Below are 24,187 nucleotides of genomic sequence, written 5' to 3' on the forward strand. Positions count from 1 at the left end.
CGGCTGGATGCTAGCGACCCAGCACGTCTGGGTTCGCGACATTTTCCGGCTCGCCCGCAAAAAAGGCGATCAGATTGGCAAACGCTTCGCCAAAGTAGAGTTCGTAGCTGTGTTTCTCTACGTAACCCAGATGAGGCGTGCACAGGATGTTGGGGTGGGAAAGGAGGGGATGGCCGGCCGGTACGGGCTCCTCTTCATATACGTCTACCGCGGCATAGCCTGGGCGACCTGCCTCGACAGCTTCAAGCAGTGCGCCCGGCTCGATCAGACCTGCACGGGCAGCATTCACCAAAAGGGCTGACTTCTTCATCAACGCCAAGTCCTCACGACGGACGATATGACGGGTCTTGTCTGAAAATCGCAGGTTCAGGCTCAGTACATCCGACTCGGCAAAGAAGGTTTCCTGGCTGTCGGCGGCGCGATGACCGTCCGCCAGTGCAGCCTGCCTCGAGGTCTCGCTGCCCCACACCAGAACAGGCATGCCAAAGGCCTGACCATATCGGGCGAGCAGCTTGCCAATCTTGCCGTAGCCCCAGATACCCAAAATTTGGCCGTTCACGCGTTCGCCCAGATTGACCTGCCAGCCACCGGCATAAAAGGCATCGATGGCTGGTTTGAGCTTGCGCCGCGCCATGAGAATCAGCGCCCAGGTCAGTTCGGCAGCGGCGATGGGCGAGCCGGTGCCTTCCACCACCGCAATTCCGCGATGAGTACAGGCTGCGACATCCAGATGACCGGTCGCCTTGCCGGTCTGGCTGATCAGCTTGAGGCGGGGTAGATGGGACAGCAGCGCCTCGTCGACATGTGTTCGTTCACGGGTCAGCACCAGCGCATCGGCTTCTCGAAAGCGCTCGATCAGAACGGCTGGGTCACGCTCGGCATCATGATAGACCGTGACGGTATGCCCGGCACGTTCGAGCAGGGTAAAGCAGTCCAGGGTTTCGACAACGTGTTGATAGTCGTCCGGGATGACGATGTGCATGGCGGCGCTCCGTTGTGTTCTTGTGCCGACAGTTGAGCATAAGAGCAGAGAGCCGCCTAGGTGGGATGGGCCGTCTGGGCAGGGTGCCCAGACGGATAATCTGATGCCCTTAGAAGGTCACGCTGGCACTCAGGCGCGCCGTACGAGGCTCGCCCACATTGACCTGCAATGCGCTACCGGTGCTGGAGGGGTAGTAATGCTTGTCAAACAGGTTGTCGACGTTGAGTTGCAGCTTGGCTTTATAGCCATGCACAGGCAAGTCCCAGCGTAGGAAGGCGTCAGCGACGGTATAGCTGCTCATATAAAAACTGTTCTCATCGTCGCCGGCACGTTCCCCTACATAGCGTGCACCTGCACCGGTATGCCAGTCACCCAGGTTGGACGGCACCTGCAAATGATGGGTGAGGTACAGGCCGGCCGTATGTTTAGGTGCCTGATTGAGGCGGTTGCCTTCCCAGGTGGGATTGCTGTTATTTTCCAGAATGTGCGTGCGGGTATAGGCATAGGTGCCGATGACGTTCCAACGTTCGGACAACCGCCCGGTGATGTCCAGTTCCAGCCCACGAGCGCTCACTTTGCCCGCGCTGCCTATGGAGTTTCCGTTGACCGTGCGGGTGCTCACCACATTGTCTTTTTCGATATCGAATACGGCTGCGTTCAGATTCAGGCCTGACGCCAAAGTGTATTTGGCGCCCAGTTCGTAGCTGCGTCCTTTTTCCGGATCGAATGTCTGATTGAGATCGTCCACGGTGGTGTTGGGAACAAAGGAATGGCTGTAGTTTCCGTAGAGCGACAGGGCGTCGGTTGCTTGAAAAACCAGACCGACAAACGGGATAACTACCTGATCGTCCCTATCCAGAGTGGTTTTTCGGTTTGCTCCCAAACCTTGGGCGGCATATTGCTGGAATTGCTGATAGCGACCGCCTAGGACCAGAATCCAGCGATCATCCAGATGCCAGTTATCTTTGAAATAAAGCGAAGTGGACTCAAGCTCGTTGCGTGCATTGCTTTGCGTAGGGCTGATCTGACTGGGCTCGGCAAGCTTGCCATAGGTGGGTGAATAGATATTGATGTTACGACGGGAGCCAGTGCTATTGCGGTAGGTCTTGCCCCTGTACTGATCATTCATTTCATGATCGATACCGATCAATAAATCATGGCGCTGGCCCAGGAAGTCCTGTTTCCCAATAAAGTCCCAGCTGGTGTAGGTGGTCTCGTAATCATAATGACCGCCATTGGCTGTTCGAAGAAGTTCGCCACTGGGCGTAACCGAGACCGGCTGAGCGATGGCGAGGCTATAGTGGTCGTTATTCCAACCGTAGGTCAGACGCGTCTTCCACTCGTCGCTAAGCTGATACTCGAATCGAGCCGTTGCAGTCTCGCTGATGCCGGTTGTGTTGGCCCATTTCTCATCCAGGCGCTTGTCGTAGCTGACACTGGCCGGATGGCCATCAACAAACACCGTGCCGCGGTCAAACGGGCTCGTATAGTCGTTGTATTCATAGGCCAGCGTCACGCTGGCGCGTTCACCGGTCCAACTCAGCGAAGGAGCGATGAGGGTGTGCTGATTGACACCATAGTTGCGCCAATAATCCTCGCTTTGCCGCTCGGCGATCAGGCGATACGCAAAACCGGTATCGCCCACAGGCCCGGTAGTGTCGATATTCAGACTACCGCCCCCTTCGCTGAAGGCCGAGCCGCCAAAGGTAGTGCTCTGCACATACTGAGGCTGTTTGCTAATTACGTTGATCAATCCACCCGGCTCAAGTGCTCCGTAAAGAAGAGAAGCCGGGCCCTTGAGAACTTCGACCCGCTCACTGGTAGGGCCAAAGTTGCGGGACAGGTTTGAGCGCACGCCATCGCGAAAGATCGAACCGTCGGCATTCGTACCAAATCCCCGCTTGACCAATGAATCCTTGGTGTTCCCTAAGGTATTGCCCTGGCTGACGCCGCTGACAAACTTCATCGCATCATCCAGCGACTGAACGTCGTAGTCCTGAATGATTTCAGGCGTTACGACCTCAATAGACTGTGCCTCCTCCTTGACCGGCACGTCACTCTTGCTGGCTGTACCTGCCTGTACGGCTGTATACCCGTCTTCTACCTGAGGCATATCTGCCTGGATTTCCATAGTAGACAGGTCGACGCGGTCTTCCGCCTGGGCGGGTAGGGTGTACGCAGCGATGCAACCGGCAAGCAGGGAAAGAAGAAAAGGTATTTGCCGGACATGGCCGAAGGGGCGTGGCGAGGCTTTCAAGATAGGTGCTCATGATTCGGTAATGATAATTATTCTAATTTGATATTGTTTCCCATGTAAACGGAGCGGCAACTTTCATGCCTACGTTGAGGCTTTCCTCTAGGACAGGTATAATGTCGCGCTTCTTATTTTTCCCGCCCGGGAGCCCCTGCCATGCTGCGCATCAGCCAAGAAGCCCTGACTTTCGACGACGTTCTCCTGATTCCCGGTTATTCCGATGTCTTGCCAAAAGACGTCAGCCTGAAGACCCGCCTCACGCGCGGTATCGAGTTGAACATTCCCCTGGTATCCGCTGCGATGGATACCGTAACCGAGTCCCGTCTCGCCATTGCCATGGCCCAGGAAGGCGGTATCGGAATCATCCACAAGAACATGACGGTCGAGCAGCAAGCTGCTGAAGTCCGCAAGGTCAAGCGCTTCGAGGCTGGCGTTGTAAAGGACCCGATCACGATCGATGCCAGCGCAACCGTCCGCGACCTGTTCGACCTGACGCGTCAGCACAACATCTCGGGTGTACCGGTCCTGGCCAACGGTGATCTGGTCGGTATCGTCACCTCCCGTGATGTGCGATTTGAAAACCGCCTCGATATTCCGGTGCGCGATGTGATGACTCCCAAGGAGCGTCTCGTTACCGTTCGCGAAGGTGCCAATAAGCAGGAAGTGCGCGAGCTCTTGCACAAGCACCGTCTGGAAAAGGTCCTGATCGTCGATGAGGCCTTCAACCTGAAAGGCATGATGACCGTCAAGGACATCGAAAAAGCCAAGGCCTATCCGAACGCCAGCAAGGACGAAGCGGGCAGCCTGCGTGTCGGTGCTGCCGTCGGTACCGGCGCCGAGACGCCTGAGCGTGTGGCTGCACTGGTTGCTGCCGGTGTTGACGTTATTGTGGTCGATACCGCTCACGGTCACTCCAAGGGTGTGATCGAGCGTGTACGCTGGGTCAAGGAAACCTATCCGCAGGTTCAGGTCATCGGTGGCAACATCGCGACCGGCGAAGCGGCCAAGGCACTGGCTGATGCAGGCGCCGATGCCGTCAAGGTCGGTATCGGCCCGGGCTCCATCTGCACCACGCGTATCGTGGCCGGTGTGGGGGTTCCGCAGATCTCCGCCATTGCCAACGTTGCCGCTGCGCTGGAAGGTACAGGTGTTCCATTGATCGCTGACGGTGGCATCCGTTTCTCCGGTGACCTGTCCAAGGCCATCGTGGCGGGCGGTTACTGTGTCATGATGGGCTCCATGTTCGCTGGTACCGAAGAAGCACCGGGCGAGGTCGAGCTGTTCCAGGGTCGCTCCTACAAGTCCTACCGTGGCATGGGCTCGCTGGGTGCGATGTCGCAGAGCCAGGGCTCCAGCGACCGTTATTTCCAGGACTCCGCGTCCGGTGCTGAAAAGCTGGTACCGGAAGGCATTGAAGGTCGCGTACCGTACAAAGGTCCGTTAGCCGCTATCATTCATCAATTGATGGGTGGCCTGCGTGCCTCCATGGGTTACACCGGCTGCGCCACGATCGAAGAGATGCGTACCAAGCCTCAATTCGTTCGCATCACCGGCGCCGGCATGGCGGAATCCCATGTACACGATGTGCAAATTACGAAAGAAGCGCCCAACTACCGCGTAGGCTGATTGCCGCGACGATAGGTTCGCTGGGTGTTTTATGTTGAGATTCGGGGCTGTCTTAGACGGCCCCGAATCGTCTGTTCTTACCGCTCATGAGAAATGGCCATGTCCCAAGACATCCACGCTCACCGTATTCTGATTCTCGACTTCGGTTCCCAGTACACCCAGTTGATCGCACGCCGTGTGCGTGAGCTCGGTGTTTACTGCGAACTCCATCCCTTCGACATGGATGACGCCGACATCCGTGCCTTTGCCCCTCGCGGTATCATCCTTGCCGGCGGACCGGAATCGGTACACGAAGCCAACAGCCCTCGCGCACCCAAGGCCGTATTCGAGCTGGGCGTTCCGCTGCTAGGCATTTGCTATGGCATGCAAACCATGGCCGAGCAGCTGGGCGGCAGAGTCGAAGGCTCCAACGTTCGCGAGTTTGGTTATGCCAAAGTCGATGTAGTCGGCAAGAGCCGCTTGCTTGACGGTATCGAAGACCATATCGACGACGATGGCGTCCTCGGTCTGGATGTCTGGATGAGCCACGGCGACAAGGTATCCAACCTGCCGGAAGGTTTCCATATCGTTGCCAGCACTCCAAGCTGCGCCATTGCAGCCATGGGTGACGAAAAGCGCGGCTGGTATGGCGTGCAGTTCCATCCGGAAGTGACTCATACCAAGCAGGGCGGCCGTATCCTGTCGCGCTTCCTGTTGGATATCTGCCAGTGCAAGGCACTGTGGACACCCTCCAATATCGTTGAAGACGCCATTGCCCAGGTTCGTGCCCAGGTTGGCAGCGCCAACGTGCTGCTGGGGTTGTCCGGCGGTGTGGACTCTTCCGTAGTCGCGGCGCTGTTGCACAAGGCCATCGGCGATCAACTGACCTGTGTCTTCGTCGATAACGGTCTGCTGCGTCTGCATGAGGGCGATCAGGTCATGGCCATGTTTGCCGAGAACATGGGCGTGAAGGTCATTCGTGCCGATGCCGAGCACCGCTTCCTGACCAATCTGGAAGGCGAAGCCGACCCAGAGAAGAAGCGCAAGATCATTGGCCGCACCTTTATCGACGTGTTCGATGCAGAAGCCAGCAAGCTGCCAAACATCAAGTTCCTGGCACAGGGCACTATCTATCCGGACGTGATCGAGTCTGCTGGCGCCAAGACGGGCAAGGCGCACGTGATCAAGTCCCACCACAACGTGGGTGGTCTGCCGGAAGAGATGAACCTGAAGCTTGTCGAGCCGCTGCGTGAGCTGTTCAAGGATGAGGTCCGCAAGATTGGTCTGGAGCTGGGCCTACCCTATGACATGGTGTACCGCCATCCTTTCCCGGGCCCGGGTCTGGGCGTGCGTATCCTGGGTGAAGTGAAAAAGGAATACGCCGACCTGCTGCGTCGTGCGGATGACATTTTCATCACCGAACTGCGCAAGGCTGATTGGTACCACAAGGTCAGCCAGGCTTTCGTAGTATTCCAGCCGGTCAAGTCGGTTGGTGTGGTTGGCGATGGCCGTCGTTACGCCTGGGTCGTGGCCCTGCGTGCTGTGGAAACGATCGACTTCATGACCGCGCGTTGGGCACACCTGCCTTATGAGCTTTTGGAAAAGGTTTCCAATCGCATCATCAACGAGATCGACGGCATTTCCCGCGTGACTTACGACGTGTCGAGCAAGCCGCCGGCAACGATCGAGTGGGAATGATCTGACGCATTAAGCACAAAGGCCGCCTTTCTAGGCGGCCTTTGTGCTTTTAGCCGATCCGTTTTAGCCCCAGCCACCGTCGACAGGAAACTCGTGCCCCGTCAGTTGAGCACTGTCATCCGCCGCTAGGAACAGCACAGTAGGGGCAACGTGCTCAGGAAGCAGGCGCAGTTTGAGGCACTGGTGTTCCTGAATACGGGCTTCGTCTTCCGGCTTGATCCATTTCTCCAGCTGACGTTCGGTCATGATGCAGCCTGGCACAACCGTATTGACACGAATGGCATCGACGCCCAGATCCCGCGCGAAGGTTCGTGTCAGTCCATGTACCGCTGCTTTGGCACTGACATAGGCTGCCAGCCCGCCAAGCGCAAGCTGGACGCTGATGGAGCCAAAGTTAATGATTGATCCGCCGCCAGCTTGGATCATCTGTGGCGCCGCGGCCTGGATAGCAAAAAATAGGGGGCGAAGGTTGATGGCCATGCGGTCGTCCCAGTATTGGGTATCCACTTGGCGCCAATCGTGACGATCATCATTGGCAGCGTTGTTAACCAAGACACGGATAGGCCCCAACGCTTGTCCTGCGTCCCTTATGGCTTCCTGAAGACTATCGATGTCTCGGATATCACAGCGGCGAAACCAGGGGGCTTGGCCGGTTTCGGTCTCCAGCTCAGTTATCAGGCGCTGACTGGCCTGCTCGTCGATATCGATAAAGGCGACGTGTGCGCCTTGTGTGTGAAAGGCGCGAGTCAGGGCACCACCGATGCCGCTGCCGCCACCCGTAATGAAAACGGTGCGGTCCTTGAGGCTAGGGTACTGTGCAGTTGCTTGAGTCATTTAGATTTCTCTGTATGGACAAGAATTAGGCACGCTCGGCGACCAGGTCGGATGCTGAAGGCGTCCGAGGTGACCAGGCAGCATTCATTTCTTCCAGGGTTTTGTTTTTTGTCTCTGGGACCCAACGCCAGACAAATACAGCGGCCAGCAGGCCCATAACGCCATATACCCAATAGGCGAAGCCGTGGTTGAAAAGGTCGGTCAACCAGGCATTGCTGTTCATCATGGGGAACGTCCAGGACACCAGTAGATTGGCTAACCATTGAGTAGCGACAGCAATAGAAAGGGCGCCTCGAATGCTGTTAGGAAAGATCTCCGAAAGCAGAACCCACACCACAGGCCCCCAGGAAACTGCAAAGGCGGCTACGTACACCAGCATCATCAACAGGGCAGTAATGCCTAGGCTTTGCAGGTAGAACGCTGTACCCAGCCCCAGCATGCTAACGGCCATTCCAAGCGCGCCGATGATCATCAGGGGTTTACGCCCAACACGATCTACTAAAACGATGGCAACAACCGTGAAGATCAGATTGACTGCGCCAACAATGATGGTCTGGATCAACGAGACGTCTGCTTGGCTACCCATGTTCTTGAAGATTTCCGGCGCGTAGTACAGCACCACATTGATGCCCACAAACTGTTGGAAGATGGACAGCAGCATGGCAATCAGGATGAGGGCGCCGCCATAAGAGAGCCAGGGCGCTTCACGGTGGCTCTGCTGGAAGGACAGACGAATCTCATTAAGAATGGTTTGTGCTGCAGCAGAGCCGTTAATTTGTTCAAGTACCTCCAGGGCACGGCCCGGTTGGCCTTTCATGACGAGATAACGGGGTGTTTCAGGCGTCTTGAGAAGAAGCGCCATAAAGGCGAAAGCCGGTACGATCTCTGAGCCCAGCATCCATCGCCAGCCGTATTGGCTCAGCCATTCCGTAGTTTGGCCGCGGGCAATGAAGTAATTGACGAAATACACCAATAACATGCCAAAGATGATGCAGAACTGGTTGCACGACACCAGCCGACCACGCATGTGACTGGGTGCAATTTCAGCGATGTACATAGGCGAAAGCATAGAGGCAATACCAACCCCTATTCCGCCTATGATCCTATATAGGTTAAAGGCGCTGATGTGCTCAATACCAAATACGTTAACGACTTCAGGCAAGGCGGAGCCGATAGCCGAGACGATAAAAAGCAAGGCGGCTAGAATCAGCCCGTTGCGACGGCCTAGACGCTGGCTGATATAGCCAGCAAAAAAGCCCCCAATTACGCAGCCTAGCAAGGCTGATGCAATGGTAAATCCAGTAATAGAGTTGGCGAGATTAGGCGTGATTTCATCAGGAAGAATGAAAACTTGCCTGTAGAACAGCCAGCCCGTAATAGCAGAAACAATCGCAGCAAACACTAAGCCACGAATGCGTCCGTAAAGCCGCATGAAATAATAGATACTTAAGGCAAGCACAAGCAGGGTACTGAGCAAAAGCGTGTTCTTAAACTCAATGACGACCCGACTGGCCTGCATAGGGTCTTGAAACAACGGGTCAATAAAGTGCATCCGTATCGGTTCTACAGCACCGGAAATCACGGCAGTGTCGTAGCCGAACAGCAAGCCGCCGAATGCTGCGGCAATAGTGACGAATACCAAGAATCCAGAGGATTTGGCACGGTTCATGTTGTCTCCTAGGCTGTGGAGGCAGCCGGTTTTTGTATTTGTTAGCGATTCCCTGGAGTACAACGATCCGCCTCCTTGCGGATCAAAAAACTGTGCTGAGTAGTGAGGCAGGTTCAGCCTGGAGTAGTCAGGCTGAACAGTTCAGGTAAATACAGGGCTGCTGATGGGTCACTGCAGAGGAACAGCGCTCAAGGGCAGGCCGCGGCGCTGAAGATTGTCCATCAGTGAGCGAATGCCGAAGGACCACGGGGCAGCTTGGTCGCTGGTGGTGACCCGGTTGCTCAGCGTGCCCAAACGCGATGTGCTGATCGTGACCACATCGCCCAGCTTGTGAGTGAAGCCTCCGCCGGGTTGATCGCGATCCTGGCGTGGAGCGAATAGGGTACCGAGAAATAGGGCAAACCCATCCGGGTACTGGTGGTTGGCATTAAGCGTCTGCGCGACCAGATCGAGTGGGTCTCGGCTGATCTGGCGCATGGAGCTGTGGCCTTCCAACAGATAGCCGTCTTCGCCGTGAATGCGCAAGTCAACCTCTGCCGAGCGCACATCGTCGATGCCGTAACTTTCATCGAAAAGACGAATGAAGGGGCCGATGGCTGTTGAAGCATTATTGTCCTTGGCTTTGGACAGCAGCAGAGCGCTACGACCTTCAAAATCCCTGAGGTTTACATCGTTGCCCAAGGTCGCGCCCTGAACTTTGCCCGTACTGGAGACCACCAGCACAATCTCAGGCTCTGGGTTGTTCCAGGTGGATTTGGGGTGAATACCAATGTCCGAGCCGTAACCTACCGCTGAAAGAGGCTGGGCCTTAGTAAACACTTCGGCGTCCGGCCCTATACCTACTTCCAGATATTGAGACCATAGGCCCTGCTCGATGAGTACCTTTCGTAGCGCTTCTGCCTGATCTGATCCTGGCACGATGTCGGATAGATCAACGCCGATGCGCTCAGTCAATGAGCCGCGGATGTCAGCCGCCTTGCCTGGATCGCCCTTGGCCTGTTCTTCGACGACGCGCTCCAGCAGGCTGGCCGCGAAGGTGACACCGGCTGCCTTGATAGCCTGTAGATCGATCGGTGCGAGAAGCCAGGGCTTGCTCTCATCACGCTCGCGGCTGTCGCTATTGGCGAGCAGACCTGGCAGATCTATCAGGGGGGCTGGCAATGGCAGCTCACGAAGATAGGCAGCAGGGTTGTCCAGTTCCATCAACGCAGATATGGTCGAAACAGAGGTGCTGATGTCATACACCGCCTGCTCTTTGACGAGCACCACGGCAGGGCCGGCGGTGGAGCCGGGTAGCCAGACACGGCCGACCCAGGTACCAGCGGCCATGTCGTCAGGCGCTTGATAGGCCGCCGTCAGGGGATGTGAAGGCGTATAGGAAGACATGCGGTTCTCCTTGCTCAATGGGAGTGGCGAGGGGCACCGTTTTCGGTGATCACTCGCATATACAGGGTGGCTGGCTCCAGGCAGCCGCCAGTCGATAACTGCCCGACCAGTTTGCGGTAGAGCTCCTGCCAGGGGGTCTGAGAGGGCGGAATGCTGGGCAAGGCCTCACCACGCCGACGCTCCAGTTCATCCTCGTCGATCAGCAGTTCGACCCGTCGTGCATTAAGGTCGACCCTCAGGCGGTCCCCTGTTCTGAGCAGGGCAAGTCCGCCGCCTATAGCTGCTTCGGGTGACATGTTGAGAATAGACGGGCTGGCTGAGGTGCCGCTCTGGCGTCCGTCACCCATGCAGGGCAGTGAATCGATGCCTCGACGGATCAGCTCTGAAGGTGGCGCCATATTGACCACCTCGGCGCTGCCGGGGTATCCCACTGTGCCGCAACCGCGAATGACCAGGATGCAGTGCTCATCGATTTCCAGGCTGGGATCGTTGATACGGGCGTGATAATCCTCAGGCCCCTCGAAGACAATCGCACGCGTCTCGAAGGTGTTCTCCTTGCCTGGCTCGGCCAGATAGGTCTGACGGAACGCTTCGCCAATAACCGAGACCTTCATGATGGCGCTATCGAAAAAATTGCCGCTCAGGACAATAAACCCGGCGCGATGTTTGAGTGGTGATTCGCAGGGGCGAATCACATCGTTGTCGAGCGTCTGATGCTGCGTGATGATCTCGCCAATGGTTTTGCCGGAAACGGTGCTGCAGTGCCGATGGATCAAACCGGCCTTATCCAGTTCGTGAAGCACGGCCGGTACACCACCCGCGCGGTGAAAGCTTTCACCCAGGTATTCACCCGCCGGCATGCAATTGACCAGCAGCGGGACATCCTCGCCCAGGCGCTGCCAATCTTCCAGGCTCAGATCGATACCCATGTGGCGGGCAATCGCAATCAGATGTGGAGGGCAGTTGCTGGAAGCCCCTAGGGCCGAAGCCAGCACGATGGCATTTTCGAATGCCTCTCGCGTCATGATCTGCGAAGGACGGATCTCTTCTTTCACCAGGTCGACAATGCGCTTGCCTGTGACGTAGGCCATCTGGCCACGCTCGCGGTAGGCAGCCGGAATACTGGCGCACCCAGGCAGCGACATGCCGAGCGCCTCGGCCAGTGAGTTCATGGAGAGGGCCGTGCCCATGGTGTTGCAGTGGCCGATGGACGGGGAGGCCGCCGTGGTCATTTCCATGAAGCCTTCGTAGTCTATCGTCCCGGCAGACAACAGGTTGCGTGCATGCCAAAGCACGGTTCCGGAGCCGATACGCTTGCCGTTATGCCAGCCGTCCAGCATGGGACCGCCGGAAAGCACGATGGCAGGAAGATCTGTCGTGGCGGCTGCCATCAGACAGGCCGGGGTGGTTTTGTCGCAGCCTGTAGTCAACACCACGCCATCGAGCGGATAGCCGTGCAGAATCTCCACAAGCCCCAGATAAGCCAGGTTTCGATCCAGCGCAGCGGTAGGCCGCCGGCTCTGCTCAGCGAGCGGATGCACCGGAAACTCCATGGGAATTCCGCCCGCGTCGCGAATGCCGGCCTTGACGCGTTGGGCAAGTTCCAAATGGTGGCGGTTGCAGGGGGCCAGGTCGCTACCTGTCTGGGCGATCCCGATAATAGGTCGACCCGATTGCAATTCATCACGGGTCAGTCCGTAGTTCATATAGCGCTCGACATAAAGCGCGGTCATGTCGGCATGGGCAGGATCATCAAACCATTGCTGGCTGCGTAGTCGGCGTTGTGTGGGTTCACTCATGCTTTGTTGTTCTTCAGATCAGAGGTGAAGGGGCGCAGCGAGCGCTCCGGAGCGATGACAGGTATCAGACGCTGTGCTGGAAAAGAACGTATGAGGGGCAAGGACATGATGCGTTCACCACTATTGTTTTTATCAAGCGAATGTTAGCGCCTACATTTCGATGTTAGCGCCTACATTTTGTTTGTAAAGACCTCTTTTGACGCTAAAATCAGCTGTGCTTATAACGGTATGGATGATGAGAAACCGGAAACCGGCTCGTAGACGAGTCACGATGCAGGACATAGCGGAACACGTCGGCGTGAGTTCGATTACGGTTTCCCGAGCGCTCAAGACGCCGGAAAAGGTCGCCGTGCCGGTGCGTGACAAGATCCTCGAAGCATGCAGCCAGCTGGGCTACGTCCCCAACCAAGCCGCTATGGCCCTGGCGTCGGCACGTTCCCAGAATATTGTCGTGTTGATCCCCTCGCTTACCAATAGCGTGTTCGTCGACATCCTGGTCGGCATCAAGGAGCGGCTCGACCGGCATGGTTATAACCTGCTCATCGGCATAACCGGCTATTCGCTCGAACAGGAGGAACACCTGCTACGTACCTATCTGCAGCATTCCCCGGATGGTGTGATCCTGACGGGTATCGACCATACGCCCGGGCTATGGGCATTGCTGGAACAACAGCAGATTCCAACGGTGCATACCATCGAAACTCTGACGCGGGACGATTGTTGGAGCGTAGGGTTTTCCCAGTTTGCCGCTGGGTATGCCGCGGCCCGTCATCTGATCGAGTGCGGCTATCGACGTATCGGCATCATTGGCGCGCAGGGCGATCCACGTACGCTGCGGCGTCGGGATGGGTGCCGCCAGGCGCTTGAGGAAGCCGGGTTATATGATCCACAGCGGGAGCTGTTTGTGACCAGCAACTCTTCCCTGGCACTGGGGGCAGAGCTGTTTGAGCGGATGCACCGTGCACATCCCGATTGTGAGGCGCTGTTCTTTTGCAATGATGACTTGGCGCAGGGCGCTGTTTTCAAATGCGGCCGCCTGGGTATTGCCGTTCCCGACCGCATGGCCATCATGGGCTTCCATGACCTAAACGGGTCGGCCTGGACGTCTCCGCCGCTCACGACTGTGGCAACACCACGCTATCGCATCGGTTGTGAAGCCGCAGAGCTGCTTGTCGCTCATCTGGCGGGGCAGGACAGGCCGGAGCGTCATGTAGACCTGGGATTTGAAATCGTTCACCGCGAAACGACACGGCTTGATCCCAGGGCCTAGGTCGCTCATCTCCCATCAGTCTGAAAGCGTGCGTCTCCGCTTACTTAATTGAGAGTGCTTCTTATCTTTGAGTGAAATCGGGTGTATTGTGCGCTCCTCCAATTTCCCGAGGGACTGCATTTCATGTCTTTCACGCGGCGCCAGGTGCTCGGCGGTTTGACCGGTCTGGCTGTGGTAGGGGTAGGCGCTGGCGGCGCTCGCTGGTGGCTGGGGCGGCCACAAGTGGCCAAAGCGTATGACTACGAGCTGATCGCGGCACCGCTGGATGTCGAGTTAGTGCCGGGGCATGTCACGCCTGCGCTGGCCTATGGCGGCCAATTTCCAGGCAAGGAAATCCGAGCGCGGCAAGGCGAGTGGTTGCGTGTCCGCTTCACTAATCATCTTGATCAGCCCACTACGATTCACTGGCATGGCATTCGTCTGCCCATCGAGATGGATGGCGTACCGTATATCTCGCAGGCACCGGTGCTACCGGGCGAGAGTTTCGTTTACCAGTTCAAGACACCAGACGCTGGAACCTATTGGTATCACCCGCATGTCGCCAGCAGTGAGCAACTGGGGCGAGGCCTGGAAGGACCGCTTATTGTCGAAGAGCGTGAGCCGACCGGCTTTGCGCACGATATGACGTTGTGCCTGAAGAACTGGCATGTGGATGATCAAGGAGCCTTTACAGCGTTCAGCATTCCTCGAGAGGCGGCTCGCGTAGGCACGCTGGGTCGGCTGACCACAGTAAACGGAAAGCACGTTCCCACTATTGATCTGCCCGCGGGTGCAGTGGTGCGTTTGCGCATTCTGAATGTGGATAACACGGCAACCTACCGATTGAACCTGACGGATGTCGAGGCGCGTATTTACGCGCTGGACGGCCATCCCATCGAACCTCGGGCGTTTGGCGATGAGTACCTGCTAGGCCCTGGTATGCGTATCGATCTGGCATATAGGGTACCGGCAGCCGGGACAGAGGTGTCCCTGCGTAACGGCCCGCTGCGATTGGCCACCCTGGGGTCTACCGATCAGGGCGCCCAGCCTGGAGAATGGCCGCGGCCCTTGCCGCCAAACCCTGTCAGCGAGCCGGACCTTGAACGCGCGGAGACCGTAAGCTTTCGCTTCGAATGGGTAGCGACTCTAGCCAGCGACCCGGCGTACTGCGGCAAGGCGATGTACTGGCAGATCAACGGCCAGGCCGGTGGCGAGCACAAGGAAGGGGACCCGCATCCAGCGTTGGCGAAGCTCAAGCTTGGGCAGAGTTATATCCTTGAGTTTCGTAACATGGCCCAGTATTTCCATCCTGTGCATCTGCATGGGCTGACCTTCAAGGTCTTGAGTTCGGACCGGCATCCCGTGACGCCGTACTATACCGATACCTACCTGCTCGGCAAGAACGAGACAGCTCGGGTAGCGCTGATGGCCGATAATCCGGGACAATGGATGCTTCACTGCCATGTGATCGACCACATGGAAACCGGCCTCATGGGGACCATTGAGGTTAGCTGACGTTTGAGCTTGTCATGAATCGTATGCGCCGTTTCCCTCCCATTATCGACCGTAGTCAGGATGAGCTTTTCATGCGAGAGGCGCTGGCGCTGGCAGCTGAAGGCGCATCCCTGGGTGAGGTGCCTGTCGGTGCGGTACTGGTTCATGACGGACGGATCATCGGACGCGGCTTCAATCAGCCCATTACCGGCCATGACCCCAGCGCCCATGCAGAAATGCAGGCCATTCGTGCAGCGGCCTTGGCGCTGGAAAACTATCGTCTGCCGGACACTACCTTGTATGTAACCCTTGAGCCGTGCAGCATGTGTTCAGGGCTTCTGGTGCACGCCCGGATCCAGCGTCTGGTGTATGGTGCACGTGAACCGCGTGCCGGTGCGGTAGAAAGCCGTGGGCAGTTTTTCAAGCAGGATTTCCTGAACCATCGCGTTATCGTTGAGGGCGGCCTTCTGGCTGAAGAGTGTGGCGCCTTGCTGACCGACTTCTTCCGGGCGCGTCGGAGTAAATCCTAAGGCGCATTGGCCTTTTTCTTTCGCTTCGGCTTGGCCTCCTCGCCAATCAGGCTTAGATCCCATTTGCCCAGGCTTTCCTTCAGGCCTAGCGCCACTGTGAGCCGGTCGGCATCGAACGGCGCGTGGACATTGGCATCATTATCAAAATAGCAGTAGATGTCTCGGCTCTCCTGTGTCGGCAACCGATGTGCCTGGTCAATCAGCTGGGCATCGTCCGGCTCTCCACCTTGCGCCCAAGCCTGAATGCGAGACGTCCAGTAGTGCAGCGCTTCATCCGAGTAGCGGCTTGAATAGAGCTGCTCGTGACCGTGCAGGCGTATATAAAGAAAGTCTGCCGTGACATCCTCCCGGTACAGCCACTTGCCCGCTGTGTCGGCAATTACTAGCGCCACGTTATAGCGCCGCAGTAGTTCGACAAAAGCGGGGTCGATAAAGCTCTCATGCCGGATCTCGACGGCATGGCGCAAGGGGCGATTGGCATCGATACTCAGGCTGCAGCGGCCCTCCATGCGCGCCTCACAATGCAGGGCGAGCGCCTGGGCGGTCTGGGTGTCCTGAGGCAGGAGCTTTAGAAATGCCTCAAACCGCTCAGGCTCGAACTTCAAATTAGCTGGAAACTGCCAGAGGATAGGTCCCAGTTTCTCCTTGAGCTCAAAGATGCCGGAGGCCAGAAAATTGGCCATCGCTTTTTCGATATCTTTTAGGCGCAGGATATGCGTGATGTAGCGCGGACCTTTGACGCTGAAAAGAAAGTTTTCTCCGGTTTCTGCATACCAGCTGGCGTAGCTCTGAGGGCGCTGAAGCGAATAGAAGGAGCCATTGATCTCGATTGTAGACAGCGCCCGTGAGGCAAAGCGCAGCTCCTTGTTTTGAGTCAGCCCTTCAGGATAGAAAACACCCCGCCAAGGCACGTAGCGCCAGCCGGAAATACCAATACGGATCTGCGCAGCCATAGAGAACTCCTCAACTCGTCTCTTCTTCGGACTGCGCGGAGGGGAGTGGGGTTCGGCTAGGCTTCAGCCAGCGTTCGCATGCGTTCGACTACCGCACGTAGGCCATTGCCACGAGAGGCGGAGAGTTGCCGCTCCAGCCCTAGTTGGCCCAGCCAGTCATGAATATCCAGCACGGCCAGTTCTTCCTGGGTCAGTCCATTGGCTCGGACCAAGAGTACAGCCAGCAGGCCACGTAGAATGCGAGAATCGCTGCCCGCTCGAAAGAAATGCTGCTTTCCATCCTGCTTGTGAGTGACCCAGACCTGACTTTCACAGCCATAGACCCGATCTTCGTCTCGTCGGGTTTCAACATCGGGCAAGCGTGTCGCCCACTGCAGCAAGAGACGTGAACGGGCTTCCCACCCGTTGGCGGAAGAAAAGGCATCCAGCGCAGCCTGCGCCTCAGTCGTCAAACCTGTCATCGTAGTAGCTCCAAGGCATTATCCAGCGCCATGAAGAAGCGCTCCAGATCCGTTGAGTCACTATACAGACCGAGAGAAATCCGCAGCGAGCCTTCCTCGCCCAGGCGCTTGAACAGCGGCATGGCGCAATGATTGCCCGCTCGCACGGCAATGCCTTGCTCGCCCAACATATGGGAAAGATCAGCCACATGTATGCCATCAACCACTACGCTGGCCAGGGCAATCTGCGGCTCGCCCAATACACGAACACCTTCGCGAGCCGCCAGTCCGGCCTGTAGCTTCACGCACAACGCCTGCTCATGACCAAAAATGGATGACTCGTCTTGTGCGCTGAGCCAATCCAATGCTGCCCCCAAGCCAATGGCTGCACCAACAGGCGGTGTCCCGGCCTCCAGCCCCATGGGAGCAGAATGAAACTCAGCGTGTTCATAATCGGCGTTACGCACCATCTCGCCACCAAACTGCCAGGGCGCAAGAGCTGCCAGGGCCTCGGCATGTCCCCAGAGTACCCCTATGGCCTCTGGTGCGTAGAGCTTATGGCCGGAAAATACATAGAAATCCGCGCCCAGGTCCTTGGGACTGTGGCGGCCATGAACCACGCCTTGAGCGCCATCCACAACGAACCAGGCGCCTTGATCGTGGGCCAGACGGGAGAGCTCGGCCAGCGGCTGCCAGGTTCCCAATACGTTCGACAGCTGGCTGATGGCAACCAGACGCGTGCGTGGGCCGATCAGTTCACTGGCTCGATTGAGGTCGATATGGCCCGAGTCTGTAAGCGGCAATACGATCAACTCTACCCCCTGACGCCGAGCCAACTGCTGCCAGGGCAGAAGGTTGGCATGATGCTCCAGGGCACTGACCACAATTTCATCGCCGGGCTTGAAGTGATGCTCAAGCCCGTAGGCTATCAGGTTGAGCCCTTCCGTCGTGCCGCGAGTAAACACGACTTCCCTTGAACTGGAAGCGCCCAGCCAGCGGGCCACCTTGGCGCGTACGGACTCATAGACCTGGGTTGCGCGCTCGCCAGGGCGGTGCTGAGCGCGATGAACATTGGCGGCGCCGCGGGCATAGTACGCTGTGAGCGCATCCAGTACAGCCTTGGGCTTTTGCGCTGTGGCCGCAGTGTCCAGATAGGTGATGCCGTCTTCTTCAAAGGCAGCAAGGGCCGGAAAGTCGGTGCGCCAGGGGGAGGGCAATGTCATGGCTTCAACTTTTGGAAACGGATGAAAAAAAGCCGCCCGGCCGTGAGCCGGCGGGCGGCCTACTTACAGGTCTGGACCCGGTACCAAGGTACCGGGTTCCATGACTCAGTTATGCGCGTGCAGGGCTTCGTTCAGCTCGATTGCGCTCTTGTTGGTTTTGCACTCGACCGCGCCGGTCTGGGAGTTGCGGCGGAACAGAAGATCATTCTGGCCTGCCAGATCGCGCGCCTTGACCACCTGTATCTGCTGGTTCTGATCATCCAGCACAATCACCTTAGTGCCCGCTGTTACATACAGGCCGGACTCCACGGTGCAGCGATCACCCAGCGGAATGCCGATGCCCGCGTTGGCACCGATCAGGCAGCCCTCGCCAACGCTGATCACGATATTGCCGCCGCCAGACAAAGTACCCATGGTGGAGCAGCCGCCGCCCAGGTCAGAACCCTTGCCGACGAATACACCCGCCGAGACGCGGCCTTCGACCATGTTCGGGCCCGCCGTACCGGCATTGAAGTTTACGAAGCCCTCATGCATGACGGTTGTGCCTTCACCGATATAAGCGCCCAGACGAACACGGGCGGTATCGGCGATGCGCACGCCACTGGGAACGACATAGTCGGTCATCTTCGGGAATTTATCGACGGAGAACACTTCCAGCAATTTGCCGCGCAGACGGGCTTCCAGTTGCTCGGAAGGCAGCTCTGCCAGGTCGATGGCACCCTGATTGGTCCAGGCAACATTCGGCAGCAGGGCAAAGATGCCGCTCAGGTTGACGCCGTGCGGCTTGACCAGGCGATGCGACAGCAAATGCAGCTTCAGGTACGCCTCAGGCGTTGAGGAGGGCGCAGCGTCTTCCGCCAGAATCGTGGCAACTAGCGGCTTGGCGCTTTCAGCCAGACGGGTTAGCAGCGCCATCTGAGTCTGAGCGTTCTCTACGCCACGCAAGGCATCGGCCAGAGAGCGCGCCTGAGACGGCGTAAAGGCGATGGTTTGGTTCCCGCCTGCATAATTGAGAACCGGCGTGATGGCCGCAATCAGTTCTGCCGAGGGGTTCAGCAGGGGCTGGGCATAGAAGACTTCGAGCCAGGCGCCGTCGCGATTTTGCGTGCCGACACCAAAGGCCAGGCTGAACACATTCTGAGACATGAAACTTTCCTTCTAAACAAATAAGGTCAGGCCGGACGCCGGCTGAGAAGTAATCCCACACCGGCACTACCCAGAAGGGCGGCACAACCACGGTTGAACAGACGCTTGGCACGCTCACCAGCCAACAGGCGGCCGAGACGTGCTCCGGCGAAGGCGTAAATCGCAATGGCGAAGCATTCCATGATCAGAAACGCTGCGCCCAATTGAGTAAACTGCTGCCCAAGCGGCTCACCCACCACTACAAACTGCGGAAGAAACGCGGTAAACAGCAAAATAGCTTTGGGGTTGCCTGCAGCGATCAGAAACTCCTGACGCATCAACTTCCAGAGGTCTGCCTTGATGACTTCGTCAGGAGATGGAGCGTCCGTCGAGGTGTTGGCAGTCCATAAGCGGATGGCAGTCCAGATGAGGTACACCGCACCTACAAGCTTGATCGCAGTAAAGAGCCAGGCCGACGTCAACAATACGAGCGCCAGGCCTGAGCCCGCCAGCGCGATCATGCCGGCAAAGGCAATCAGTCGGCCCAAGGTGCCGATACAGGCCGCTGCAAAGCCGAAGCGGGCAGCATTATTGACGGACAGCAGATTGTTTGGCCCAGGCGCCATGTTCAATGCGAAACAGGAAGGTATGAATAGTGCCCAGGCAATCGACATGTCAGCGGTCCAGTTCAGCCGAGTAGAGTTCCGGCTTGAAGCCTAGTACGCGACGCTCTCCCAGGTCCAGTACAGGACGCTTGATCATGGAGGGCTGCGCCAACATGAGCTCGATGGCACGGGCCTCGTCAAGATCTGCCTTTTGTTCGTCAGGCAGTTTTCTGAACGTAGTGCCAGCGCGGTTCAGCACCTTTTCCCAACCAAGCTCACGGCACCAGGTTGAAAGAGTTTCCCGGTCGATGCCGCTGACCTTGTAGTCGTGAAAATGATAGGTCACGCCATGTTTGTCGAGCCATGTGCGCGCCTTTTTCATGGTGTCGCAGGCCTTTATGCCATACAAACTCAATGTGCCGTTCGTGTCGGGCATTCCTGGCCTCCCACCCTTGTAAAGTAATCGCCAAATAGGAATGTCAGAGTATGCCATGTAGAGGTGGGCTGTGCGCCTATCGACGCAATCTATAACAAGGCGCCAAGGCATTGCCTAAGCTCTCTATGCACTCTATACGATAGGAATATGAAGAAATGGCGATCGACCTGAACCACAGACCCAGACTGAGCGATATGCGCCGACTCGCACCGCAGGAGGCAGCGCCTGCGGTTGATCTTGAGGCCAGGCAGCAGGGCCCTCGTATCACTGATGCCGAGTCGCTGAGCGGGCGCTCAGGATATGCCGCCGACTTTCTTGGTGAATTCAGCGTACCCTGGCCTACCATGAGCGATGAGCGTGCCGGGGACGTACTGCCTGTTTCGGGTTCCGCCGAAAATCGACTCGACTATATGCATTTCTCTATCACCATGTCGGCGTCACGCCGGCTGGCGTTCTACGTTGGCGTCAATATCGATGGTGCTCAGTCCGTTTCGGTCGAGCGGGGCAAGGATCGCTGGTCCTATGACGGACGTATCCCGCTGGAAGCCCAGATTGGCGAAGACCTGTACGCCAATAACCTGCTGGATCGCGGACACCTTGTTCGTCGTGAGGACCCTAACTGGGGGAATGAGGCGGAAGTTGCCAACCGTGACACCTTTCATTTCACCAACTGCTCTCCGCAGATGGCCGGCTTCAATCAGAAGAACTGGCTGGATCTGGAAAACTACCTGCTGGAAAACACCCGGCGCTGGAAGGAACGGGCAACGGTATTTACCGGGCCGGTTTTCCGGGACGATGACCGGCGCTATCGAGGTGTGCTGATCCCGTCTGCTTTTTGGAAGGTAGTCGCCTTTTTATCCGATGACGGAAAACCATCTGCAACCGCCTACATGATCGATCAATCTAGCGAGCTGGGACAGCTGGATGCCGCGTTCGGACGCTTCCGAACCTATCAGCGCAGTGTTCGTCGTATCGAACAGCTGACAGGTATCAATTTTGGCCCACTCTCCCGTTACGACGGTTTTTCCAACGAGGAGGCCATGACAGGGACACGGATCGAGGCTGAGCTTCACACATTGGCCGACATACGGGTTTGATGGCTTAACGCCTTGCAGCTCAAGACGTTGGCCTCTTGAGTTGCAATCGTTTTCTGCCAAGCGGACACAAGGTAAGGAACTCACCCGCCAGGCAGGGGCCAAATTGTACAACCTGTACAATTATTAACTGCCAGATGTGCTGACGTATGCAGACCACTACACGAGCCACGACGAGCCGACAGGCTGTGTTAACGCCGTACGCCCTTGAGCCATCCCGTCATCTTTATTTTTCTCTGCTTGAACAGAAACCCGCGGCTGACGCGCTCGAAAGGGCTCGGCACTATCTTGACGAGCAGCTGAGTGCGACTGGACCTATGCCATCCGATTTGCCGGAGGATCCGCAAGGGCTAGAGCGCTGGATGCTACAAAGTACCGAGCAGGTAGGTCAGGAGTACCGAGCCTATCTCAAGTCGCGAAAGGCAGGCGCCCCTCGTCGTTATTTCACGAGTAAATCCCATGCGCTCTACTTTTTGAGAGGGGTTGCCCCGACCAAACTGGTAGACGGCGCCTGGCTGTACGGTATTTTGCAGCGCTGGAATGACACCCGCTTCACTGCACCTATCCAGATCTATCTGGAAGAGTTGGGCGAGGGTTTGCCAGACAAGAATCATGTCGTCCTGTATAAGAAATTGCTGGCCAGTAACGGTTGTGAAGACTGGGATGGCCTGAGCGATGATCATTATGTTCAGGGTGCGATCCAGCTGGCGCTGGCCTATAACGCCGAGCATTTCCTGCCCGAGATCATTGGCTTCAACCTCGGCTATGAACAGTTGCCGCTTCATCTGCTCATTACCTCTTACGAGTTGAATGAGCTTGGGATCGATCCTTATTACTTTACGTTGCACGTGACGGTCGATAACGCCGGTACCGGTCATGCAAAGAAGGCCCTGCAGGCCGTTCATGACGCCATGCCGGTAGAAGGTCGCGAAGCATTCTATCGACGTGTAGCTCAGGGCTATCTGCTTAACAACCTGGGCGCAGGCACAACGTCTGTCATTGGCTCGTTCGATCTTGAACAGGAAGTTATTTCGCTAATGGCAGAGAAAAGCACCGTCGGCAAATACGTGCATTCTGATTACTGCCGAATCGGTGGGCGCAATGTAAGTGAGTGGCTGGCCGATCCAGCTCAGATACCGGCCTTTCTTGAAGCCATGGAGGCTCAAGGCTGGATCAAGCGCCATGAAGACCCACAAAACAGCCGTTTCTGGAAGCTCATACAAGGTGAGCGTGCCGAAATGTTTGGTGTGTTTACTGCCTATGAGCAGCAGCTTATCCATGACTGGATTGCGGGTGATCTGGTGCACACCGGTGCCAAGGTAATAGCCAAGGACCAGGCAGGGCAGGACCGAGTCGCTATCTTGCCTAAGCGGGAGCTGAGCTTTCGCGCCAAGCAGCGCCAGCAGGAAGCGCTTTGTCAAAGCGCAGGCGATAATGCGGCCTCAAATGCCTCTATTGCAGAGGTAAATGACTTTGACAGCGAAGCCGCGGCCCTGGAGCAACGCCTGGCGTGCCAGCCGACTCGCGAAGCGGGTATGGCGCTTCTGATCGAGATGATGTCGCCAGCCAATCACCATACCGCCTCTGGATTGTTGGCCACACGCCTCTTCAACAAGCTTTTCAACTGACCATCCAAGGACAGGGCCCAACGAGGGCCCTGTCCTGCTTCTAAAGGATCAAACTGCGTGATGGATACACAGATGCGCGAACAGCCTGCAATCTCCAAACACTCGGTCCAACCTTTTCGCCTCCTGATCGAAGCATTACGCGACGCTCATTACCAATTCATCACAATAACGCCGGCCTCACATGCCCGCGTCAATAGTCGCCCCGTTAACGAGTGGGCAAAGGACTTGCAAGGTATTTTTGGCTGGAGTCGGCCCTTCAGGCAGGGGCTCATTTCACCCGAGCTTTTCGAAGCCATGCAGGCCGCCGACATCCTGGAATCCTACCAGGATGGTTGGCGCAGTAAGGTTCGCGTGTCGACTTTGGGCGATCAGCTGTTCATCCACTCCGCTTATCCTACGGACGAGGCGGATGCAGTGTTCTTTGGTCCAGATACGTATCGCTACGCCAACGCTATCGAAGCCCTGCTACGCTTCGAAACTGGGCAGATCCGGCGGGCAGTCGATATCGGCAGTGGTGCAGGTCCGGGTGCGATACTTGTCGCGCTGGCGAGGCCAGGCGCCGAGGTCTTGGCTGTTGATATCAACGATCGCGCGCTCCGCTTTACTGAAATCAATGCGGACATGGCTGAAGCGACCAATGTGGTGGCTCGGCATAGCAACCTGCTGAATGATGTTGAAGGCGAGTTCGATCTTATTATTTCCAATCCGCCTTACCTGGTCGATCCTACCGAACGCGCCTATCGCCACGGGGGCGGGCCGCTGGGAGCCGGACTCTCTCTTTCCATTCTGGACGCCGCGCTGGAGCGCTTGGCACCAGCGGGAACCTTGCTGCTGTATACCGGCGTGGCCATGGTGGACGGCCAGGATCCGTTCCTAGAGGCTGTCCAGGAGCGGTTAGCCAAAACAGATTTGGTCTGGCGCTATCGTGAGATGGATCCGGATGTCTTCGGTGAGGAACTGGAATCCGGTGTTTATGCACAGGCCGACCGCATCGCGGCTGTAACCCTGACCGTTACCCGCCCAGCCTGAAACTGTCTTTCAACGTGACGCCCTCTTAGTTGAGGGCGTCCAGTTGGCGCCAGCACGACGTACTGGCGAGCCTTGGGTGAGGTGTATGACCTCATGACACCTCATGCCTACCGTTTGGGCGCGGCATTGCCGAACGTGTCTTTGCAGGGCTTGT

General features: G+C 57.2%; 20 protein-coding genes. 8 read left to right on the forward strand and 12 right to left on the reverse strand.

Annotation, left to right across the window (positions count from 1 at the left end):
• Window positions 1-10 precede the first annotated feature (10 nt).
• Both B3729_RS02190 and B3729_RS02195 read right to left on the reverse strand, forming a co-directional pair.
• Window positions 11-982, reverse strand: a complete 972-nt coding sequence (locus B3729_RS02190) for a D-2-hydroxyacid dehydrogenase family protein (protein ID WP_150347896.1) — start codon at window positions 980-982, stop codon at window positions 11-13.
• 109 nt (window positions 983-1,091) lie between these two features.
• Complete coding sequence (locus tag B3729_RS02195) at window positions 1,092-3,113, reverse strand: TonB-dependent siderophore receptor (protein WP_286787077.1); 2,022 nt, start codon at window positions 3,111-3,113, stop codon at window positions 1,092-1,094.
• Between the two features lie 279 nt (window positions 3,114-3,392).
• On the opposite strand from B3729_RS02195, the gene guaB reads away from it, so the two are divergent.
• Both guaB and guaA read left to right on the forward strand, forming a co-directional pair.
• Entirely contained in the window at window positions 3,393-4,862 is a 1,470-nt protein-coding gene (guaB, locus tag B3729_RS02200) for an IMP dehydrogenase (RefSeq protein ID WP_010797355.1), read from the forward strand.
• 99 nt (window positions 4,863-4,961) lie between these two features.
• Window positions 4,962-6,539, forward strand: coding sequence for a glutamine-hydrolyzing GMP synthase (guaA, locus tag B3729_RS02205; RefSeq protein WP_010797356.1), 1,578 nt, complete (start codon window positions 4,962-4,964; stop codon window positions 6,537-6,539).
• A 63-nt stretch (window positions 6,540-6,602) separates the two neighbouring features.
• On the opposite strand, the gene B3729_RS02210 is transcribed toward guaA, so the two are convergent.
• The 4 genes from B3729_RS02210 to B3729_RS02225 form a co-directional block, all read right to left on the reverse strand.
• A complete protein-coding gene (locus B3729_RS02210) occupies window positions 6,603-7,373 on the reverse strand; it encodes an SDR family NAD(P)-dependent oxidoreductase (RefSeq protein ID WP_286786930.1) in 771 nt (256 codons plus the stop codon).
• Between the two features lie 25 nt (window positions 7,374-7,398).
• Window positions 7,399-9,042, reverse strand: coding sequence for a D-xylose transporter XylE (gene xylE, locus B3729_RS02215; protein ID WP_286786931.1), 1,644 nt, complete (start codon window positions 9,040-9,042; stop codon window positions 7,399-7,401).
• A gap of 168 nt (window positions 9,043-9,210) precedes the next feature.
• Window positions 9,211-10,371: a fumarylacetoacetate hydrolase family protein gene (locus B3729_RS02220; protein ID WP_286787078.1), complete on the reverse strand. Its 1,161-nt coding sequence runs from the start codon at window positions 10,369-10,371 to the stop codon at window positions 9,211-9,213.
• 71 nt (window positions 10,372-10,442) lie between these two features.
• Entirely contained in the window at window positions 10,443-12,227 is a 1,785-nt protein-coding gene (locus tag B3729_RS02225; RefSeq protein WP_286786932.1) for an IlvD/Edd family dehydratase, read from the reverse strand.
• A 271-nt stretch (window positions 12,228-12,498) separates the two neighbouring features.
• On the opposite strand from B3729_RS02225, the gene B3729_RS02230 reads away from it, so the two are divergent.
• The 3 genes from B3729_RS02230 to tadA all read left to right on the forward strand — a co-directional run bounded on the left by B3729_RS02230 (window position 12,499) and on the right by tadA (window position 15,500).
• The gene (locus tag B3729_RS02230; protein WP_122043267.1) at window positions 12,499-13,497 is read left to right on the forward strand and encodes a LacI family DNA-binding transcriptional regulator; all 999 of its coding nucleotides are present in this window, start codon (window positions 12,499-12,501) and stop codon (window positions 13,495-13,497) included.
• 123 nt (window positions 13,498-13,620) lie between these two features.
• Entirely contained in the window at window positions 13,621-14,991 is a 1,371-nt protein-coding gene (locus B3729_RS02235) for a multicopper oxidase family protein (protein WP_286786933.1), read from the forward strand.
• A 14-nt stretch (window positions 14,992-15,005) separates the two neighbouring features.
• Complete coding sequence (tadA, locus tag B3729_RS02240) at window positions 15,006-15,500, forward strand: tRNA adenosine(34) deaminase TadA (RefSeq protein ID WP_010797363.1); 495 nt, start codon at window positions 15,006-15,008, stop codon at window positions 15,498-15,500.
• Here tadA and B3729_RS02245 read toward each other — a convergent pair.
• From B3729_RS02245 to B3729_RS02270, 6 genes are all read right to left on the reverse strand, one after another.
• Window positions 15,497-16,453 carry a DUF72 domain-containing protein gene (locus B3729_RS02245; RefSeq protein ID WP_010797364.1) on the reverse strand — a complete coding sequence of 319 codons (957 nt, stop codon included), beginning with the start codon at window positions 16,451-16,453 and terminating at the stop codon, window positions 15,497-15,499. The genes tadA and B3729_RS02245 overlap by 4 nt on opposite strands.
• Before the next feature lie 56 nt (window positions 16,454-16,509).
• Window positions 16,510-16,914, reverse strand: coding sequence for a SufE family protein (locus tag B3729_RS02250; protein ID WP_197871947.1), 405 nt, complete (start codon window positions 16,912-16,914; stop codon window positions 16,510-16,512).
• Window positions 16,911-18,116 carry an aminotransferase class V-fold PLP-dependent enzyme gene (locus tag B3729_RS02255; protein ID WP_286786934.1) on the reverse strand — a complete coding sequence of 402 codons (1,206 nt, stop codon included), beginning with the start codon at window positions 18,114-18,116 and terminating at the stop codon, window positions 16,911-16,913. Before B3729_RS02255 ends, B3729_RS02250 begins: the two co-directional genes overlap by 4 nt.
• Before the next feature lie 105 nt (window positions 18,117-18,221).
• Window positions 18,222-19,262: a 2,3,4,5-tetrahydropyridine-2,6-dicarboxylate N-succinyltransferase gene (gene dapD, locus B3729_RS02260; RefSeq protein WP_286786935.1), complete on the reverse strand. Its 1,041-nt coding sequence runs from the start codon at window positions 19,260-19,262 to the stop codon at window positions 18,222-18,224.
• Between the two features lie 26 nt (window positions 19,263-19,288).
• Entirely contained in the window at window positions 19,289-19,915 is a 627-nt protein-coding gene (locus B3729_RS02265) for a LysE family translocator (protein ID WP_122043262.1), read from the reverse strand.
• Between the two features lies 1 nt (window position 19,916).
• On the reverse strand, window positions 19,917-20,282 hold the full coding sequence (locus B3729_RS02270; protein ID WP_010797369.1) for an ArsC family reductase: 366 nt from the start codon (window positions 20,280-20,282) through the stop codon (window positions 19,917-19,919).
• A 155-nt stretch (window positions 20,283-20,437) separates the two neighbouring features.
• Between B3729_RS02270 and B3729_RS02275 the strand changes: the two genes are divergently transcribed.
• The 3 genes from B3729_RS02275 (at window position 20,438) to B3729_RS02285 (ending at window position 24,033) form a co-directional block, all read left to right on the forward strand.
• Window positions 20,438-21,379: a DNA/RNA non-specific endonuclease gene (locus B3729_RS02275; RefSeq protein WP_197871944.1), complete on the forward strand. Its 942-nt coding sequence runs from the start codon at window positions 20,438-20,440 to the stop codon at window positions 21,377-21,379.
• Window positions 21,380-21,525: 146 nt separating this feature from the next.
• On the forward strand, window positions 21,526-23,004 hold the full coding sequence (locus B3729_RS02280; RefSeq protein ID WP_286786936.1) for an iron-containing redox enzyme family protein: 1,479 nt from the start codon (window positions 21,526-21,528) through the stop codon (window positions 23,002-23,004).
• A gap of 72 nt (window positions 23,005-23,076) precedes the next feature.
• The gene (locus tag B3729_RS02285) at window positions 23,077-24,033 is read left to right on the forward strand and encodes a class I SAM-dependent methyltransferase (RefSeq protein ID WP_286787079.1); all 957 of its coding nucleotides are present in this window, start codon (window positions 23,077-23,079) and stop codon (window positions 24,031-24,033) included.
• The last annotated feature ends 154 nt before the right edge of the window (window positions 24,034-24,187 follow it).

The sequence above is a fragment of the Pseudomonas sp. UBA3149 genome (genome assembly GCF_002364655.1).
GTDB classification, from domain to species: domain Bacteria; phylum Pseudomonadota; class Gammaproteobacteria; order Pseudomonadales; family Pseudomonadaceae; genus Chryseomonas; species Chryseomonas luteola.